This window comes from Pseudomonas sp. AMR01, from assembly GCF_041946035.1.
Lineage (GTDB): Bacteria > Pseudomonadota > Gammaproteobacteria > Pseudomonadales > Pseudomonadaceae > Aquipseudomonas > Aquipseudomonas antarctica_B.
In genome coordinates, this window is sequence record NZ_JAUTYR010000027.1 from 49,676 (window position 1) to 67,395 (window position 17,720).

The 17,720-nt window shown below is 58.0% G+C and carries 15 protein-coding genes; 4 read left to right on the forward strand and 11 right to left on the reverse strand.

The window, feature by feature from the left end; translation table 11 throughout:
- Positions 1 to 32 precede the first annotated feature (32 nt).
- The 5 genes from Q7C20_RS20405 to sdhC all read right to left on the reverse strand — a co-directional run bounded on the left by Q7C20_RS20405 (position 33) and on the right by sdhC (position 6,366).
- Entirely contained in the window at positions 33 to 2,864 is a 2,832-nt protein-coding gene (locus Q7C20_RS20405) for a 2-oxoglutarate dehydrogenase E1 component (protein WP_375069795.1), read from the reverse strand.
- Positions 2,865 to 3,125: 261 nt separating this feature from the next.
- On the reverse strand, positions 3,126 to 3,830 hold the full coding sequence (locus Q7C20_RS20410) for a succinate dehydrogenase iron-sulfur subunit (RefSeq protein WP_375069796.1): 705 nt from the start codon (positions 3,828 to 3,830) through the stop codon (positions 3,126 to 3,128).
- Between the two features lie 11 nt (positions 3,831 to 3,841).
- Entirely contained in the window at positions 3,842 to 5,614 is a 1,773-nt protein-coding gene (sdhA, locus tag Q7C20_RS20415) for a succinate dehydrogenase flavoprotein subunit (protein ID WP_375069798.1), read from the reverse strand.
- 3 nt (positions 5,615 to 5,617) lie between these two features.
- Positions 5,618 to 5,986: a succinate dehydrogenase, hydrophobic membrane anchor protein gene (gene sdhD / locus Q7C20_RS20420; RefSeq protein WP_348062637.1), complete on the reverse strand. Its 369-nt coding sequence runs from the start codon at positions 5,984 to 5,986 to the stop codon at positions 5,618 to 5,620.
- On the reverse strand, positions 5,980 to 6,366 hold the full coding sequence (gene sdhC / locus Q7C20_RS20425) for a succinate dehydrogenase, cytochrome b556 subunit (protein ID WP_375069800.1): 387 nt from the start codon (positions 6,364 to 6,366) through the stop codon (positions 5,980 to 5,982). The genes sdhD and sdhC overlap by 7 nt, the downstream gene beginning before the upstream one ends.
- Positions 6,367 to 6,717: 351 nt before the next feature.
- Between sdhC and gltA the strand changes: the two genes are divergently transcribed.
- Positions 6,718 to 8,007, forward strand: coding sequence for a citrate synthase (gene gltA / locus Q7C20_RS20430; RefSeq protein ID WP_375069802.1), 1,290 nt, complete (start codon positions 6,718 to 6,720; stop codon positions 8,005 to 8,007).
- 248 nt (positions 8,008 to 8,255) lie between these two features.
- Here gltA and Q7C20_RS20435 read toward each other — a convergent pair whose 3' ends face one another.
- The 3 genes from Q7C20_RS20435 to Q7C20_RS20445 all read right to left on the reverse strand — a co-directional run bounded on the left by Q7C20_RS20435 (position 8,256) and on the right by Q7C20_RS20445 (position 11,360).
- Positions 8,256 to 9,914, reverse strand: a complete 1,659-nt coding sequence (locus tag Q7C20_RS20435) for a cation acetate symporter (protein WP_348054643.1) — start codon at positions 9,912 to 9,914, stop codon at positions 8,256 to 8,258.
- Positions 9,911 to 10,222, reverse strand: coding sequence for a DUF485 domain-containing protein (locus Q7C20_RS20440; protein WP_003190001.1), 312 nt, complete (start codon positions 10,220 to 10,222; stop codon positions 9,911 to 9,913). The genes Q7C20_RS20435 and Q7C20_RS20440 overlap by 4 nt, the downstream gene beginning before the upstream one ends.
- A 286-nt stretch (positions 10,223 to 10,508) precedes the next feature.
- Positions 10,509 to 11,360: a glycine betaine ABC transporter substrate-binding protein gene (locus Q7C20_RS20445; protein ID WP_375069805.1), complete on the reverse strand. Its 852-nt coding sequence runs from the start codon at positions 11,358 to 11,360 to the stop codon at positions 10,509 to 10,511.
- 332 nt (positions 11,361 to 11,692) lie between these two features.
- Between Q7C20_RS20445 and Q7C20_RS20450 the strand changes: the two genes are divergently transcribed.
- Positions 11,693 to 13,246: a glycosyl hydrolase family 17 protein gene (locus Q7C20_RS20450; protein ID WP_375069807.1), complete on the forward strand. Its 1,554-nt coding sequence runs from the start codon at positions 11,693 to 11,695 to the stop codon at positions 13,244 to 13,246.
- 80 nt (positions 13,247 to 13,326) lie between these two features.
- On the opposite strand, the gene Q7C20_RS20455 is transcribed toward Q7C20_RS20450, so the two are convergent.
- Positions 13,327 to 13,695, reverse strand: a complete 369-nt coding sequence (locus tag Q7C20_RS20455) for a hypothetical protein (RefSeq protein WP_375069809.1) — start codon at positions 13,693 to 13,695, stop codon at positions 13,327 to 13,329.
- 236 nt (positions 13,696 to 13,931) lie between these two features.
- On the opposite strand from Q7C20_RS20455, the gene Q7C20_RS20460 reads away from it, so the two are divergent.
- Both Q7C20_RS20460 and Q7C20_RS20465 read left to right on the forward strand, forming a co-directional pair.
- Positions 13,932 to 15,230, forward strand: a complete 1,299-nt coding sequence (locus Q7C20_RS20460) for a serine/threonine protein kinase (protein ID WP_375069811.1) — start codon at positions 13,932 to 13,934, stop codon at positions 15,228 to 15,230.
- The gene (locus tag Q7C20_RS20465; RefSeq protein WP_375069812.1) at positions 15,223 to 16,011 is read left to right on the forward strand and encodes a VacJ family lipoprotein; all 789 of its coding nucleotides are present in this window, start codon (positions 15,223 to 15,225) and stop codon (positions 16,009 to 16,011) included. Before Q7C20_RS20460 ends, Q7C20_RS20465 begins: the two co-directional genes overlap by 8 nt.
- Before the next feature lie 93 nt (positions 16,012 to 16,104).
- Here Q7C20_RS20465 and Q7C20_RS20470 read toward each other — a convergent pair whose 3' ends face one another.
- Both Q7C20_RS20470 and Q7C20_RS20475 read right to left on the reverse strand, forming a co-directional pair.
- Positions 16,105 to 16,455 (reverse strand): DUF805 domain-containing protein, encoded by a 351-nt coding sequence (locus Q7C20_RS20470; RefSeq protein WP_375069814.1) that lies wholly within the window; start codon positions 16,453 to 16,455, stop codon positions 16,105 to 16,107.
- Positions 16,456 to 16,590: 135 nt separating this feature from the next.
- Positions 16,591 to 17,496, reverse strand: coding sequence for a DUF808 domain-containing protein (locus tag Q7C20_RS20475; protein ID WP_375069816.1), 906 nt, complete (start codon positions 17,494 to 17,496; stop codon positions 16,591 to 16,593).
- Positions 17,497 to 17,720: the final 224 nt, after the last annotated feature.

The following is a 17,720-nucleotide window of genomic DNA, read 5'->3' on the forward strand; positions in this document are numbered from 1 at the left end:
CTTAAAATTCGGTTTCAGTCAGCGCGAAGGCGTTAAACAGTGAAAGCATCTTTCAGCAGTTTTTCCTGCTGTTCGGCGTGCATCGACGCATAACCACACGCAGGTGCAGCAGAAGCATCACGACCGGCGTACTCCAGGCCCAAGCCCGATTTGTGGTTGCCGATACTGCGACGCAAATGATGCTGGCTGCTGTACCAAGCGCCCTGGTTCATCGGTTCTTCCTGACACCACACGGCATTCGTGAGGTTGGTGTAAGGCGCGATGGCCTCCATCAGGTCGTCTTCCGGGAACGGGTAAAGCTGCTCGATACGCACGATGGCGATGTCTTCGCGGCCTTCGGCACGGCGTTTTTCCAGCAAGTCGTAGTAAACCTTGCCGCTGCACAGGATCAGGCGAGTGACCTTGGCGGCGTCCAGCGTGTCGATTTCTGGAATAACGGTCTGGAACGAACCGTCGGCCAGATCTTCCAGGGTCGAGATGGCCAGTTTGTGACGCAGCAACGACTTCGGCGTCAGCACTACCAGCGGCTTGCGCAGCGGGCGGATCACCTGGCGACGCAGCAAGTGGTAGATCTGGGCCGGGGTAGTCGGCACGCACACCTGAATGTTGTGCTCGGCGCACAGCTGCAGGTAACGCTCCAGACGGGCCGAAGAGTGCTCCGGACCCTGACCTTCATAACCGTGTGGCAGCAACATGGTCAGACCGCACAGACGGCCCCACTTGTGCTCGCCGCTGGTGATGAACTGGTCGATAACCACTTGGGCACCGTTGGCGAAGTCGCCGAATTGGGCTTCCCAAATCACCAGCGCCTGAGGCGTGGTGGTCGAGTAGCCGTATTCGAACGCCAGTACGGCTTCTTCGGACAGGAACGAATCGTACAGATCGAAACGTGGCTGGCCTTCGTACAGGTTCTGCAACGGGATGTAGGTGCCCGCGTCTTTCTGGTTGTGCAGTACTGCGTGACGGTGCGAGAACGTACCGCGGCCGATGTCCTGGCCGGTCATGCGGATTGGGTGACCTTCGAACGCCAGGGTCGCGTACGCCATGGTTTCAGCGTAACCCCAGTTGATCGGCAGGCCGCCGGCTTGCATCTTCTGACGGTCTTCGTAGATCTTCGCAACCTGGCGCTGTACGACGAAGCCATCCGGAATTTCCAGCAGCTTGGCAGACAGTTCCTGCAGGGTTTTCAGGTCGAACGTGGTGTCGTGACGCGCAGTCCAGGCGTGGCCCAGGTACGGACGCCAGTCAACGAACAGTTCTTTGTTCGGCTCTTTAACCAGGCTTTTCACTACGTGCAGGCCGTTATCCAGCGCGTTGCGGTATTCATCGATCTTCGACTGAACACGCGCATCGTCCACCACACCGGCCTTGATCAGGCTGTCGGCGTACAGCTCACGGGTGGTGCGCTGCTTGGTGATTTGCTGGTACATCAACGGTTGGGTGCCGCTAGGCTCATCCGCTTCGTTGTGACCGCGACGACGGTAGCAAACCAGGTCGATAACCACGTCGCGCTTGAACTGCATGCGGTAATCGATGGCGAGCTGGGTGACGAACAACACGGCTTCCGGATCATCACCATTCACATGGAGGATCGGCGCCTGGATCATCTTGGCAACGTCGGTGGCGTACTCGGTAGAGCGCGCGTCCAACGGGTTGCTGATGGTGAAGCCCACCTGGTTGTTGATGACGATGTGAACTGTACCGCCGGTCTTGAAGCCGCGAGTCTGCGACATCTGGAACGTTTCCAGGACCACGCCCTGACCGGCGAATGCCGCGTCACCGTGGATGGAAATTGGCAGGACTTTCTCACCGGTTGAATCGTTGCGACGATCCTGACGAGCACGCACCGAACCCTCGACCACTGGAGAAACGATTTCCAGGTGGGATGGGTTGAAGGCCATGGCCAGGTGAACTTCACCGCCGGTGGTCATCACGTTGGACGAGAAGCCCTGGTGGTATTTAACGTCACCGGAACCGAGCTCGACCTTCTTCTTGCCTTCGAACTCGTCGAACAGCTCGCGCGGGTTCTTGCCGAAGGTGTTGACCAACACGTTCAGGCGACCACGGTGAGCCATGCCGATCACGATTTCCTTGGTGCCATAGGAACCGGAACGCTGGATCAGCTCGTCGAGCATTGGAATCAGGCTTTCGCCGCCTTCCAGGCCGAAACGCTTGGTGCCCGGGTATTTGGTACCCAGGTATTTTTCGAGACCTTCAGCTGCAGTCACGCGCTCAAGCAGGTGGCTGCGCACATCGGCGGACAGCACCGGACGGCCACGCACGCCTTCCAGGCGATGCTGGAACCAGTGGCGCTGCTCGGAATCGGTGATGTGCGTAAATTCAGCGCCGATGGTGCGGCAATATGTCTGCTGCAACGCTTCGTGAATTTCGCGTAGGCTCGCTTCCTCTTTGCCGATGAACAGGTCGCCGGCACGGAAGGTCGTATCAAGATCGGCATTGGTCAAGCCGTAATGATTGATCGACAGGTCTGCAGGTGCAGGACGCTTCCAGAGCCCCAGCGGGTCAAGCTGGGCCGCCTGGTGGCCACGCATACGGTAGGCCTGGATCAGTCGCAATACTTCAACTTGCTTCTTCTCATGCTCACTGCTCACGCTGCCGGCGGAAACCGGTTGGGCGCGGCGCTGGTTCTTTGCCAGCAGCACAAATTGATCGCGAATCGTTGCGTGCGATACATCGGTGGCAGCGTTGCCGTCTGAAGACAACGTCTGAAATTTGGTGCGCCATTCTTCTGGCACAGCGTTAGGGTCGTGCAGGTAGAGCTCATAAAGCTCTTCCACATAGGCAGCGTTACCACCTGAAAGATAGCCGCTGTTCCACATGCGCTGCATCACGCTTTCTTGCATGCTTGGTCACCCTCGATTTGGGGACACCACCGGCGAAAACACCGAGTTTGCTTGCAAAAGGCCAAGTGCAGCGACCAAAACAAGCCACTTAGGATCACGCTGATAGTTCGGGTACCAACCCGAATGCCCCTGCTTGTCTCATTTCTTCAAAATAAGAGCTGCGGCTTTGTAAGTCGCTGCTCAAGTTAAAACTACGGCGCCGGTTGAAGCCTGCGCCGCAGCATTTACGGGCACAACGGTCCTGCTTTGTTACAACGTCTGTTACACGCCGCTTTGCAGCAGCATGTTACGGATGTGACCAATGGCCTTAGTCGGGTTCAGGCCTTTGGGACACACGTTGACGCAGTTCATGATCCCGCGGCAGCGGAATACGCTGAACGGGTCATCCAGTGAAGCCAGACGCTCGGTCCGCTTGGTGTCACGGCTGTCTGCCAGGAAGCGATACGCTTGCAGCAGAGCGGCTGGACCCAGGAACTTGTCCGGGTTCCACCAGAAGGACGGGCACGAAGTCGAGCAGCAAGCGCACAGGATGCACTCGTACAGACCGTCGAGTTTTTCACGCTCTTCAGGGGACTGCAGACGTTCGATGGCCGGAGCCGGCGTGTCGTTCTGCAGGAATGGCTTAACTTTCTCGTATTGCTTGTAGAAGATGCTCATATCGACAACAAGGTCACGGATAACCGGCAAACCTGGCAGAGGACGAACGATCAGCTTGTTACCTTTGACCACGGCGGACAGCGGCGTGATGCACGCCAGGCCGTTTTTGCCGTTGATGTTCATGCCGTCGGAACCGCACACACCTTCACGGCAAGAGCGACGATAGGAGAACCCCTCGTCCTGCTCTTTGATCAGGGCCAGCACGTCCAGCACCATCAGGTCTTTACCACCGGTATCGACCTGGAATTCCTGCATGAACGGCGCAGCGTCCTGATCAGGGTTGTAGCGATAAACACTGACTTTCAACATGGCAGCCACCCTTAGTAAGTCCGAATCTTCGGTTCAAACGTCGGCACCGTCTTCGGCGAGAAGTTGACGGCACGTTTGGTTACGCGCTTGTCACCCGGGAAGAACAGGGTGTGGCACAACCAGTTTTCGTCGTCGCGGTCTTCAAAGTCTTCACGAGCGTGAGCACCACGGGATTCTTTACGAACCTCGGCGGCGATCGCCGTCGCTTCAGCGACTTCCAGCAGGTTTTGCAGCTCAAGGGCTTCGATACGAGCGGTGTTGAACGCCTGGCTCTTATCGTTGATCTTGACGTTGGAGATGCGCACGCGCAGGTCGGCCAGCTGGGCAATACCTTTCTGCATGTATTCGCCGGTGCGGAACACACCGAAGTAGTTCTGCATGCAGTTTTGCAGCTCACGACGCAAGGTAGCCACGTCTTCGCCATCAGTGCGCTCGTTCAGAGCGTTCAGACGGGCCAGGGCGGCTTCGATGTTGGCGTCGGTCGCGTCATCGTATTCGATACCGTCGGTCAGCGCTTTCTCGAGGTGCAGGCCGGCAGCGCGGCCGAATACCACCAGGTCGAGCAGCGAGTTGCCGCCCAGACGGTTGGCACCGTGTACCGATACGCACGCCACTTCGCCTACCGCGAACAGGCCATGGATGATCTCGTCCACGCCTTCAGCGTTCTGGGTGATCGCCTGGCCATGAATGTTGGTCGGCACTCCGCCCATCATGTAGTGGCAAGTTGGAACAACCGGAACCGGAGCAACCACTGGGTCAACGTGTGCAAAAGTCTTGGACAGCTCGCAGATACCTGGCAGGCGGCTGTGCAGCACTTCTTCACCGAGGTGATCGAGCTTGAGCAGTACGTGGTCGCCGTTCGGGCCACAGCCGTTACCGGCGATGATTTCCTTAACCATCGAACGCGCAACAACGTCACGACCGGCCAGGTCTTTCGCGTTCGGAGCATAACGCTCCATGAAACGCTCGCCGTGCTTGTTGATCAGGTATCCACCTTCACCACGGCAACCTTCGGTAACCAGTACGCCGGCGCCGGCGATACCGGTCGGGTGGAACTGCCACATTTCAATGTCTTGTACCGGCACGCCAGCACGCAGAGCCATGCCGACGCCGTCACCGGTGTTGATCAGGGCGTTGGTGGTCGACGCGTAGATACGGCCTGCACCTCCGGTAGCCAGAACAGTAGCCTTGGCGCGGATGTAGGTGGTTTCACCGGTTTCGATGCAGATAGCGATTACGCCGACGAAGGCGCCGTCGGCATTCTTCACCAGATCAACCGCGTAGTACTCGTTCAGGAACGTGGTACCGGCTTTCAGGTTGCCCTGATAAAGGGTGTGCAGCAACGCGTGACCGGTACGGTCGGACGCGGCGCAGGTACGGGCAGCCTGCCCGCCTTTACCGTAATCCTTGGACTGACCGCCGAATGGGCGCTGATAGATACGGCCCTGTTCGGTACGCGAGAACGGCATGCCCATGTGGTCCAGCTCGTAGACCGCAGCCGGGCCTTCCTGACACATGTATTCGATAGCGTCCTGGTCACCGATGTAGTCGGAACCCTTGACGGTATCGTACATGTGCCAGCGCCAGTCATCGTTCGGATCGGCAGAGGCGATGGCGCAGGTGATGCCACCCTGAGCCGATACGGTGTGGGAACGCGTCGGGAACACTTTGGTGATCACGGCAGTCTTGTGACCGCCCTGAGCCAGCTGCAGCGCTGCGCGCATGCCAGCACCGCCGCCACCAATGATGATGGCGTCGAAGGAAATAGTTGGAATGTTAGCCATGGATCAGATACCCCAAAGAATCTGCACACCCCAGACGAAGTAAGCGAACATCGCAATGCCGCAGACTGCCTGGAAGAGGAAACGGACTGCGGTCGCAGACTTGCCCAGCGCCATCGGCGTCAGGTAGTCGGTGGCGATGGTCCACATGCCAACCCAGGCGTGTGCGCCCAGGGCTACAAGGGCCAGCAGACTGAAGATTCGCATCGCATTGTGGGCGAACAGGCCGTGCCATTGCTCGAAGCTGATGCCCGGGTGCGCGACGAGGTATCCGATGAGGAAGATGAAATAAGCCGCGAGAACAACCGCAGACACGCGCTGTGCCATCCAGTCATAGAGGCCCGAACGCGATAGGTTCGTAACGCTGGTTACCATATCCAAACTCCTGCGAGAACGATCAGCACCACGGAAATGGCGATGATGATTTTCGAGCCCAGGCGGCCGCCTTCCAGCGTCTCACCGATGCCCGCATCCATAATCAAGTGGCGCACGCCGGCTACCAGGTGATACAGCAGAGCAGAAAGGAGGCCCCATGCTACGAACTTGGCCAGCGGGCTGGTCAAGCATGCCTTCACCTCGGCGAAACCTTCCTCAGAACCCAGGGATTTGCCCAATGCATAGAGCATGATGCCAAGGCCCAGGAACAGGATGATGCCGGAAACACGGTGCAGGAACGACGTAACGCCGGTGATGGGGAGTTTGATGGTCCTTAGGTCTAGGTTTACAGGTCGTTGGCTATTCACGGCTTTTTTCACACTTAAGAGCCCCTAACAATCAGGGCAAAGTTGTCGGGGAGTGCACTGGTCAGGTAAGCACCACCCAGGGAGTGCGACCCCCAATGAAAGCAAGCCCAAAAGCCCTTGGCGGTCGGTGGCCGAGTATAGACAGTTAGGTTACTAATGACAACGCGCGCTCCTCACCCTAATAGCTGATTGCGCTGGAGGGATAAAAGGCGTAAACGGCAGTCAATTTCGACGAAAAAGTACGGTTAAAGCCTTCTGGAGCAAGACTTTAGGCAAATTGACATCTGAATTTATCTCACTATAGTGGTGCGGGCCCTGCGTGGGGGGTCTGTCTGATGATTTGAAGCATAAATAGGAGGCCACATGGCTGACAAAAAAGCGCAGTTGATCATCGAGGGCGCAGCCCCCGTCGAGCTGCCCATTTTAACCGGCACCGTTGGTCCCGATGTTATTGACGTACGGGGCCTGACGGCCACGGGCCGTTTCACATTCGACCCAGGCTTCATGTCGACCGCTTCCTGCGAGTCGAAGATCACCTATATCGATGGCGATAATGGCATTCTGCTTCACCGGGGCTACCCGATCGAGCAACTGGCTGAAAAGTCGGACTACCTTGAAACCTGCTATCTGCTGCTGAATGGCGAATTGCCAACCGCTGAGCAGAAAGCCACCTTTGTCGGTAATGTGAAGAACCACACCATGGTTCACGAGCAGTTGAAGACCTTCTTCAACGGCTTCCGTCGCGACGCCCACCCGATGGCCGTGATGTGCGGCGTGGTTGGCGCCCTGTCGGCCTTCTATCACGACTCCCTCGACATCAATAACCCGCAGCATCGCGAAATTTCCGCGATCCGCCTGGTTGCCAAGATGCCGACCCTGGCCGCAATGGTTTACAAGTACTCCATGGGTCAACCCATGATGTACCCGCGCAACGACCTGTCGTACGCGGAAAACTTCCTGCACATGATGTTCAACACGCCGTGCGAGATCAAACCGATCAGCCCGGTGCTGGCCGCCGCGATGGACAAGATCTTTATCCTCCACGCCGACCACGAACAGAACGCCTCGACGTCCACCGTGCGCCTGGCGGGCTCTTCGGGTGCCAACCCGTTCGCCTGTATCGCCGCCGGTATCGCCGCACTGTGGGGCCCTGCCCACGGCGGTGCAAACGAAGCCGTGTTGACCATGCTCGATGAAATCGGCGATGTCTCGAACATCGACACGTTCATCGCCAAGGCCAAGGACAAGAACGATCCGTTCAAGTTGATGGGCTTCGGTCACCGGGTCTACAAGAACCGTGACCCGCGCGCCACTGTCATGAAGAAGACCTGCGACGAAGTGTTGAAGGAACTGGGCATCAAGAACGATCCGCAACTCGAACTGGCCATGCGCCTGGAAGAGATCGCCCTGACCGACCCCTACTTCATCGAACGCTCGCTGTACCCGAACGTCGACTTCTACTCGGGGATCATCCTCAAGGCGATCGGCATTCCAACCAGCATGTTCACCGTGATCTTCGCCCTGGCGCGGACCGTCGGCTGGATCTCGCACTGGAAAGAAATGCTCTCCAGCCCGTACAAGATTGGCCGCCCGCGCCAGCTGTACACCGGCTACGAGTCGCGTGACATCACCAAGCTGGAAGATCGCAAGTAAGCATCTAAGTGCTTGTTTGCAAAGAGAACGGCCTCCCTCAGTGGAGGCCGTTTTTGTTTGTGTTGCCCGGTCTATCGCCATCGGGAGCAAGCCCCCTCCCACATTTGACTGCCGTCCAAAGTATGTACTCGGTTAAATGTGGGAGGGGGCTTGCTCCCGATGACCATGGCCCGAACACCACAAAACCCCAGGCAAAAAAAAAATGCCCCGGCCTTTCGACCGGGGCATTTCTTTATCCCGCTACAACCTTAGTGATTAACCGCCCCGCTCGCCCCCAGGCCAGTTTGCGAACGCACAAACTGCGGGAAGTACAACGCACGCTCTTTCGCCGCCGCCGCCGACTTGTCGGTGATGGAGAAGAACCAGATGCCGACGAACGCAATGATCATCGAAAACAGCGCAGGGTATTCATACGGGAAGATGGCTTTTTCATGGTGCAGGATCGAGACCCAGATGGTCGGGCCCAGCACCATCAGGCCAACGGCACTGATCAAGCCCAGCCAGCCACCAATCATCGCGCCACGGGTGGTGAGGTTTTTCCAGTACATGGAAAGCAGCAGCACCGGGAAGTTACAGCTGGCAGCAATCGAGAACGCCAGGCCGACCATGAACGCGATGTTCTGGCTTTCGAACAGAATACCCAGGCCGATTGCCAGCGCGCCCAAGGCCACAGTGGTGATCTTCGATACGCGAATCTCATCCTTGTCGTTGGTCTTGCCTTTCTTGATCACACTGGCGTACAGGTCGTGGGACACCGCCGAAGCACCGGCCAGAGTCAAACCGGCAACCACCGCAAGGATGGTGGCGAAGGCCACGGCCGAGATGAAGCCCAGGAAGATACTGCCACCCACCGCGTTGGCCAGGTGCACCGCCGCCATGTTGTTACCGCCCAGCAGGGCGCCCGCGGCATCCTTGAACGCCGGGTTGGTGCTGACCAACAGGATCGCGCCAAAACCGATGATGAAGGTCAGGATGTAGAAGTAGCCGATGAAGCCAGTGGCATACAGCACGCTCTTACGCGCTTCCTTGGCGTCGCTCACAGTGAAGAAGCGCATCAGGATGTGCGGCAGGCCGGCGGTACCGAACATCAGTGCAAGCCCTAAGGAGAATGCCGAAATCGGGTCTTTCACCAGGCCGCCGGGGCTCATGATCGCTTCACCTTTAGGGTGAACCTTGATCGCCTCGGAAAACAGAGCATTGAAGTCGAAGTTGACGTGCTTCATCACCATCAGCGCCATGAATGAGGCACCGGACAGCAACAGCACGGCCTTGATGATCTGTACCCAAGTGGTCGCCAGCATGCCGCCGAACAGCACGTACATGCACATCAAAATCCCGACCAGGATCACCGCCACATGGTAATCAAGGCCGAACAGCAGCTGGATCAGCTTGCCCGCACCCACCATCTGCGCGATCAGGTAGAACGCCACCACCACCAGCGAACCACACGCCGACAGGCTGCGGATCTGGGTTTGCCCGAGGCGGTACGACGCCACGTCGGCAAAGGTGTATTTACCCAGGTTACGCAGGCGCTCGGCGATCAGGAACAGAATAATCGGCCAGCCCACCAGGAAGCCGATCGAGTAGATCAGGCCGTCGTAGCCGGAGGTGTAAACCAGCGCGGAAATCCCCAGGAAGGACGCCGCCGACATGTAGTCGCCAGCAATCGCCAGGCCGTTCTGGAAACCAGTGATCTTGCCGCCGGCCGCATAGTAGTCGGCCGCCGACTTGTTACGCTTGGAAGCCCAATAGGTGATGCACAAGGTGGCACCGACGAATGCGACAAACATCACGATGGCCGAGATGTTCAGCGGTTGCCTTTGCACTTCACCGGTCAATGCGTCTGCCGCCCAAACAGCCGGGGCAAACAGCGCAGCGCCGAATACAGCCAATAGACGCCGGATCATTGCGCAGCCTCCTTGAGAATCGCATTGTTCAGGTCGTCAAATTCGCCATTGGCCCGACGCACATAGATGCCGGTCAGGATGAAAGCGGACACAATCAATCCGACACCCAGGGGAATGCCCCAGGTAATCGAAGAACCGGGGCTGATCTTGGCCCCCAGGACTTGTGGCCCGTAGGCAATCAACAGGATGAAAGCGGAGTAAAGCCCTAGCATGATCGCCGAGAGAATCCAGGCGAACCTTTCCCTTTTTCTCACCAGCTCCTTGAAACGCGGGCTGTTTTGAATCGAGAGGTAAATGCTGTCGTTCATTATTTTTATCCTCGCAGCACAGCTTTTTTATTATTGGAACGTATCCACTGTATGCGGCTGCACAAAGGGTTCCAGACGACCTTAGTAGTAGATCGAGATGGCAACTTCGCAAGTTTTAACCGCCAATAAATAAACAGCAGCCTGAATACGGACAAAAAAAATGTGGGAGCGGGCTTGCTCGCGAAAGCGGTGTATCAGTCAATACATCTGCTGACTGATACACCGCTTTCGCGAGCAAGCCCGCTCCCACACTAGGTCTGCGGCGTGGCTTGCAGAGGGTTAATGATTATTTGGCAGTCCACTCGGCAACGCGATCCGGGTGCTTGGCGACCCAATCCTTGGCCGCGGCTTCAGGCTTGGCGCCCTCTTGGATCGCGAGCATGACTTCGCCGATTTCATCCTTGGAGGCCCACTGGAATTTCTTCAGGAACGCCACAACTTCCGGCGCTTTCTTCTCCAGGCCCTTGCTGCCGACGCTGTTGACGGTTTCAGCAGCACCATAAATCCCTTTTGGATCGTCGAGGAATCGCAATTTCCACTTGGCGAACATCCAGTGTGGCACCCAACCGGTCACCGCGATGGATTCCTGCTTGTCTTCGGCACGGGTCAATTCGGCGATCATCGCGGCGCCGGAGCTGGCCTGCAGCTTGTAGTCAAGGCCATAAGCCTTGATGGCCTCATCGGTCTTGAGCATCACGCCTGAACCGGCGTCGATACCGACGATTTTGTTCTTGAAGGAGGTGTCGGTCTTGAGGTCTTCAATGGACTTGGCTTTGACGTACTCCGGCACGATCAGGCCGATCTTCGCATCCTTGAAGTTGGGGCCGTAGTCGACCACCTTGTCCTTGTTCTTGGCCCAGTATTCACCGTGGGTCACGGGCAGCCAGGCGGAGAGCATGGCGTCGAGCTTGCCGGTTGCCACACCCTGCCACATGATCCCGGTGGCGACAGCCTGCAACTTCACGTCATAGCCGAGCTTTTGCTTGATCACTTCTGCCGCTACGTGGGTGGTGGCCACGCTGTCGGACCAGCCATCAACATAGCCGATGCTCAGGGTTTTGCTGTCGGCACTGGCCAGTGTGGAGCTCATCGCAACTACCAGAGTGGCAGCTGCGCCCAAGAGTCGTCGCATCTTCATCGTACTTCCCCGAAAGTGCTGCGCCCGGCGGATGCCGAGCGACGTCAACCTGTTGTTATAGGGTGCACCGCGCCCCCTTCACGCGCGTCAATCCGGCTATTGCCCCATCAGTGGAGTGCTGACGCTTTGATCATCAACCTCACGGGGCTTGGAACCTGCTCTGACTGCGACCTCAGGTAAGCAAGAAACGACATCACATCGCCAGCAGGATGACTTGGAGGGCCTGGCGTCAAAATCCCGCCCGAACTTTGCATGTCAAAATCATGCAGCCCCACTGGGACGGCAAAAATCCGGGTAAGATGCGCGCCTTTGCTCCCCCAGATAAGCCGACCATGCCCGCAAATGCCCGCTTCCCTGCCCTGCCCTATTTCCTTGCCTTGATCCTTGGCTTTCTGGTGCTTGCCGGCTATTGGTATGGCCTCGGCCGCCCGGTGGTATTGCCGGATGTCGCCAGCGCCAGCCACAAGATGCAATGCGTGTCCTACACGCCGTTCGATAAAGACCAATCGCCCTTCGACCAGCCGTTCAAGCTGCGCCCTGAGCGCATGGCCGCCGACCTGGCGGTGCTGGCTACCCGCTTTGAATGCGTGCGCACTTACACCATGGTCGGCCTGGACGCGTTGCCCGATCTTGCACGCAAACATGGGTTGAAGGTGATCGCCGGCGCCTGGGTCAGCAGTGACCCCGTGGCGACCGAAAAGGAAGTCGACCAACTGATCGCCTCGGCCAACGCCAACCCTGACGTGATCACCTCGGTCATCGTTGGTAACGAAGCACTGCTGCGCAAGGAAGTGACCGCCACGCAACTGGTGACGCTGATCCACAAAGTCAAAAGCCACATCAAGCAACCGGTCACTTATGCCGACGTGTGGGAGTTCTGGCTCAAACACCCGGAAATCGCCCCGGCAGTGGACTTCCTGACCATTCACCTGCTGCCCTACTGGGAAGATGACCCGTCGAGCATCGACCAGGCGCTCAAACATGTGGGTGATGTGCGCCAAACCTTCGGCAACAAATTCGCCCCCAAAGACGTGTTGATCGGCGAGACCGGCTGGCCCAGCGAAGGCCGCCAGCGCGAAACGGCAGTGCCGAGCCGGGTCAACGAGGCCAAGTTCATGCGCGGTTTTGTTGCCATGGCCGAAGCCAATGGCTGGCGCTACAACCTGATCGAAGCGTTTGACCAGCCGTGGAAACGCGCCAGTGAAGGTGCGGTTGGCGGTTACTGGGGCCTGTTTGATGCAGACCGCCAGGACAAGGGCATCCTCGCCGGGCCGGTGACCAATGTGCCGTACTGGCCACTGTGGCTGGGCGCAGGCGGGATAATCCTGCTGGGTACACTGGCGCTCGGCGGCCGCGTGCGCAGTGTACGTGCCGCTGTGGCACTGCCGTTGCTCGGCGCGGTGGCCGCCTGCTCCATCGGAACCTGGGCCGAATTAACTCGCGTAACTGCGCGCTTTAACGATGAATGGGTGTGGGCAGGCTTGCTGATCGTTTTGAACCTGCTGGTGCTGGCCCACGCCGCCCTGGCATTGAGTTCACGGGAAGGCTGGCGCGAGCGGGCATTCAATTGGCTGGAGAAACGCGCGGGCCTGCTGGTGGCAATTGCCGGGTTCGCCGGGGCGGTGATGATGCTGGCGTTGGTATTTGACCCGCGTTATCGCAGCTTTCCGAGTGCAGCGCTGGTGTTGCCGGCGTTGGTGTATCTGGTACGCCCGGTGACCGGGCCGCGCCGAGAGATCGCCCTGTTGGCCTTCTTCATCGGCGCCGGCATTGCGCCGCAGTTGTACCAAGAAGGCTTGCTGAACCAGCAGGCGTGGGGTTGGGCGGTGATCAGCGTGCTGATGGTCGTGGCTTTGTGGCGCTGCTTGCGGGTGCGCAAGGCTTAAAACCGCTATCGCGGGCACGCCACCTTTGATTGTGTCCACACGGTCAAAGGTGGGAGCTGGCTTGCCTGCGATACGGTCAATCAGACAGCCCGAGGCTTCCTGACCAACCGCAACCCCGCAACCACAACGGCCAACACCGCAAACGTCGTGTTGTACAACGCCAACGCTGGCAACCCAAATACCAACCCCAACACTGCCAACCCCCAGCCCAAGCGGCCCGGCACAAAAAATGCCAGCACCGCCGTGACCAGTGCTGCCCAGCCCAGCACCTTGAAGTGAATCATCAGCCCAAGGTTCGAACGCAGCTGGCATTCCCAGCGGCTGGCCTCATCGGCACAGATGCCAACCCACTGACCATCCTCCATAAAGCCATAACGCGCGCCATAACTGGCAGCCAGCCAAAACGGCAAGGCAATAAGCAGCAGGATCCAGGGCAAACGAGGGGACATTGGGGCACTCCGATAGGCAAAAACGGCGCTCAGCTTAATGCCCTGGCGGCCGTTATCAAGCTGTCTGCGCAGATATCTGTTCAGCAGGGCGCGGCAAAGTGTATCGTCTCGCTACTATTACCCCGATTCCGATGTTTTTTTCCGATCTTTCGTGCCGAACGCTGGCACTTCGGTGGCAACGCGGTGGTCTTAGCCTGCGAACTTCATTCAGCACGTTTCCTCTTAGGGATTAAGTCATGCTCCGTTCCTTACGCTGTGTTGCCCTGTTGGGCAGCCTATTTTTGAGTGCGTCAGCACTGGCGGTCGACATCGACCAAGCCACTTATGGCTTCCCTTTGACGAACCCGTTCGAAGCGACTATCGCCTCCACACCGCCCGACCTTCGGCCAAAACTGCCAAACGACGACGAGATAAACCAGTCCGACTACAGCCTGACGATGCGCCCCGAGCGCGAGTTCAGCCTGCCAGACAATTTCTGGGCAGTGAAAAAGCTCACTTACCGCATCGCCAAGCAGGATCACGCCGCACCGCTGATGTTCCTGATCGCCGGCACCGGCGCGCGGTATGACAGCAGCATCAACGAATTCCTGAAAAAACTGTATTACCAGGCCGGCTACCACGTGGTGCAGTTGTCCTCGCCCACCAGCTTCGACTTCATCAGCGCCGCCTCGCGCTTCGCCACCCCGGGTATCACCCAGGAAGACGCCGAAGACATCTACCGCGTGATGCAGGCCGTGCGCGCGCAGAATGCTTCGCTGCCGATCACCGACTTCTTCCTCAGCGGTTACAGCCTCGGCGCTCTCGACGCGGCATTTGTGGCCAAACTCGACGAGACCCGTCGCAGCTTCAACTTCAAGAAAGTGCTGCTGCTGAACCCGCCGGTCAACCTCTACACCTCGATCACCAACCTCGACAAGTTGGTGCAGACCGAGGTCAAGGGCATCAACAACAGCACCACGTTCTATGAGCTGGTGTTGAACAAGCTGACCCGCTACTTCCAGCAGAAAGGCTACATCGACCTCAACGACGCCCTGCTCTACGATTTCCAGAACTCCAAACAGCACCTGACCAACGAACAGATGGCCATGCTGATGGGTACCGCGTTCCGCTTCGCGGCAGCCGACATCGCCTTTACCTCGGACCTTATCAACCGCCGTGGCCTGATCATTCCGCCCAAATACCCGATAACCGAAGGCACCAGCCTCACGCCGTTCCTCAAGCGTGCGCTGCAGTGCGACTTCGACTGCTACCTCACCGAACAAGTGATCCCGATGTGGCGCGCACGTACCGACGGCGGCAGCCTGCTGCAACTGGTTGACCAGGTCAGCCTGTACGCTCTCAAGGACTACCTGCACACCAGCCCGAAAATCTCGGTGATGCACAACGCCGACGATGTGATCCTGGGCCCTGGCGACCTCGGGTTCCTGCGTAAAACCTTCGGCGATCGCTTGACCGTCTACCCGCTGGGCGGCCATTGCGGCAACCTCAATTACCGCGTCAACGCCGACGCCATGCTGGAGTTCTTCCGTGGCTAAATATCTTCTGCTGCTCGCCGCCCTGATGTGCGCAGGCGTCGCCAATGCCGACAACAGCAAGGCCCACGAACCGACCACTGTCGATGCGGACGGCTTCAAGGAACCGCTGACCAAGCTCAAGTTTAACCCGGGCCTGGACCAGCGTGAGTTCGAGCGCTCGTCGCTGACCGCACTCAACGTCTATGACCCGCTGGAGTCGTTGAATCGTCGCGTGTATCACTTCAACTACCGCTTCGACCAATGGGTGTTCCTGCCCGTGGTCGACGGCTACCGCTATGTCACGCCTAGCTTCCTGCGCACCGGCGTCAGCAACTTCTTCAACAACCTGGGCGACGTGCCCAACCTGTTGAACAGCCTGCTGCAGCTCAAGGGCCACCGCTCCCTGGAAACCACCGGTCGCCTGCTGGTCAACACCACCATCGGCATCGCCGGCCTGTGGGACCCGGCCACCGCCATGGGCCTGCCACGCCAGAGCGAAGACTTCGGCCAAACCCTGGGCTTCTACGGCGTGCCCGGCGGCGCTTACATTGTGCTGCCGATCTTCGGCCCGTCCAACCTGCGCGACACCGGCGGCCTGCTGGTGGACTACAGCGCGGAGTCGCAGATCAACTTCCTGAACGTCTCCAAAGTCAGCGAAAACCACCCGGAAATCTGGGCCCTGCGCGCCGTCGACAAGCGTTATCAGACCAGCTTCCGCTACGGCCAGATGAACTCCCCGTTTGAGTATGAGAAGGTGCGATACATCTACACGGAATCGCGCAAGTTGCAGATTGCGGAGTAAACCGAGCGCTATAAAAAAAGGCCATTCGAAAGAATGGCCTTTTTATTAGTTTTCAGGAAAAGTCAAACGCGTTTAGGCATTTTCAACATTACGTCATGGCAGCCCATAGTTGTTCTCGCCCTTATCGCCTTTCTTCAGCAGTTGAATGGTAACAATGATAAAGCCCACGACGGGTAGCGCGTACCAGAGCACGTAAGCCCCCGTCACATTCACATCGTGAAGCCTGCGAAATGTTACTGCTATTCGGGGAATGATCATGAGGACCGCATAAATACCCAGCGGTATATAAAACCATTTGCTGGATGCAACCTCGGTCCAGCCCGCAACAGCTATCGAGCCATACATAAGCACTGTGTCTACAAAAGCGAACAACCAATATTCTTTTCTATTGGCTCGCCCACTGAACCTGGCATAGTTTTTTATAGTTCCAAGACACCAGTTCATCCCTAACCCCTTATCGATCCATTTTTATCGCGCCACTTCACATGAAGAGGCGCAACGCATCCTATAAATGCCTGGAAAACCGAACTGTAGGATTAAGCTTAAACCTCGGTTAAATTTGAACTCGATACGAACGAATCAGCCCTTTGCGGCTCGCCATACCTTGCCAACCACTTGGACTACTACCAACACAACACCCCCCGCAATAATCCCCGCCACGGCATTCAGCAACGTCGGCATCAACCACGCCAAGCCACCTGTGTTCTGGCTAACCGTTTCGATCCAGTGATGCACCGCCGGCACGCCGTGGGTGAGAATGCCGCCGCCGACCATAAACATCGCCGCCGTGCCGATCACCGACAGGCTTTTCATCATGTAAGGCGCCGCACGCAAGATCACCCCACCGATACTGCGAGCCGCCTGGCCAGGTTTTTGGGTCAGCCACAGGCCCAGGTCATCCAGCTTGACGATACCGGCCACCAGCCCATACACGCCGATCGTCATGACAATGGCAATGCCCGACAGCACGATCACTTGCTGCATCAACGGCGCATCCGCCACGGTGCCAAGGGTGATGGCGATAATTTCGGCCGAGAGGATAAAGTCAGTGCGGATCGCGCCTTTGATCTTGTCCTTTTCAAACGCCACCAGATCCGTCGCCGGATCCGCCACCGCCTCAACCAGATGCGCCTGCTCCTCGGTGCGCTTGTGCAAAAAGGTATGCGCAAGCTTCTCAAAGCCCTCAAAGCACAAATACGCACCCCCCAGCATCAACAATGGCGTCACCGCCCAAGGCGCAAACGCACTGATCAACAGCGCAGCCGGCACCAGAATCAGCTTGTTAACAAACGACCCCTTGGCCACCGCCCACACCACGGGAATCTCACGCTCGGCCCGCACACCAGAGACCTGCTGGGCATTCAGCGCCAAATCATCCCCCAGCACCCCAGCGGTCTTCTTGGCGGCCACTTTGGTCATCAACGCCACATCGTCAAGCACGGCGGCGATATCGTCGATCAGTACCAACAAGCTGCTTCCTGCCATGATTCAAACTTCCTGCATTTAAAGTGCCGCGAATATAACGCGAGCGCTGTGATGGAATATAGATACCGCAAAAACACCGGTTGCTGACGCTGTGCTTTTGATCTTGATCTTGATCTTGACCTTGACCTTGATCTAAGTCGCCCCGTCAACCACGCTGGCCGCACGCAGGCTTGAATCCGTGGGTAACCCGGCAGGACGCCGGGTTAGCCGCGCTGGGCCAAGGA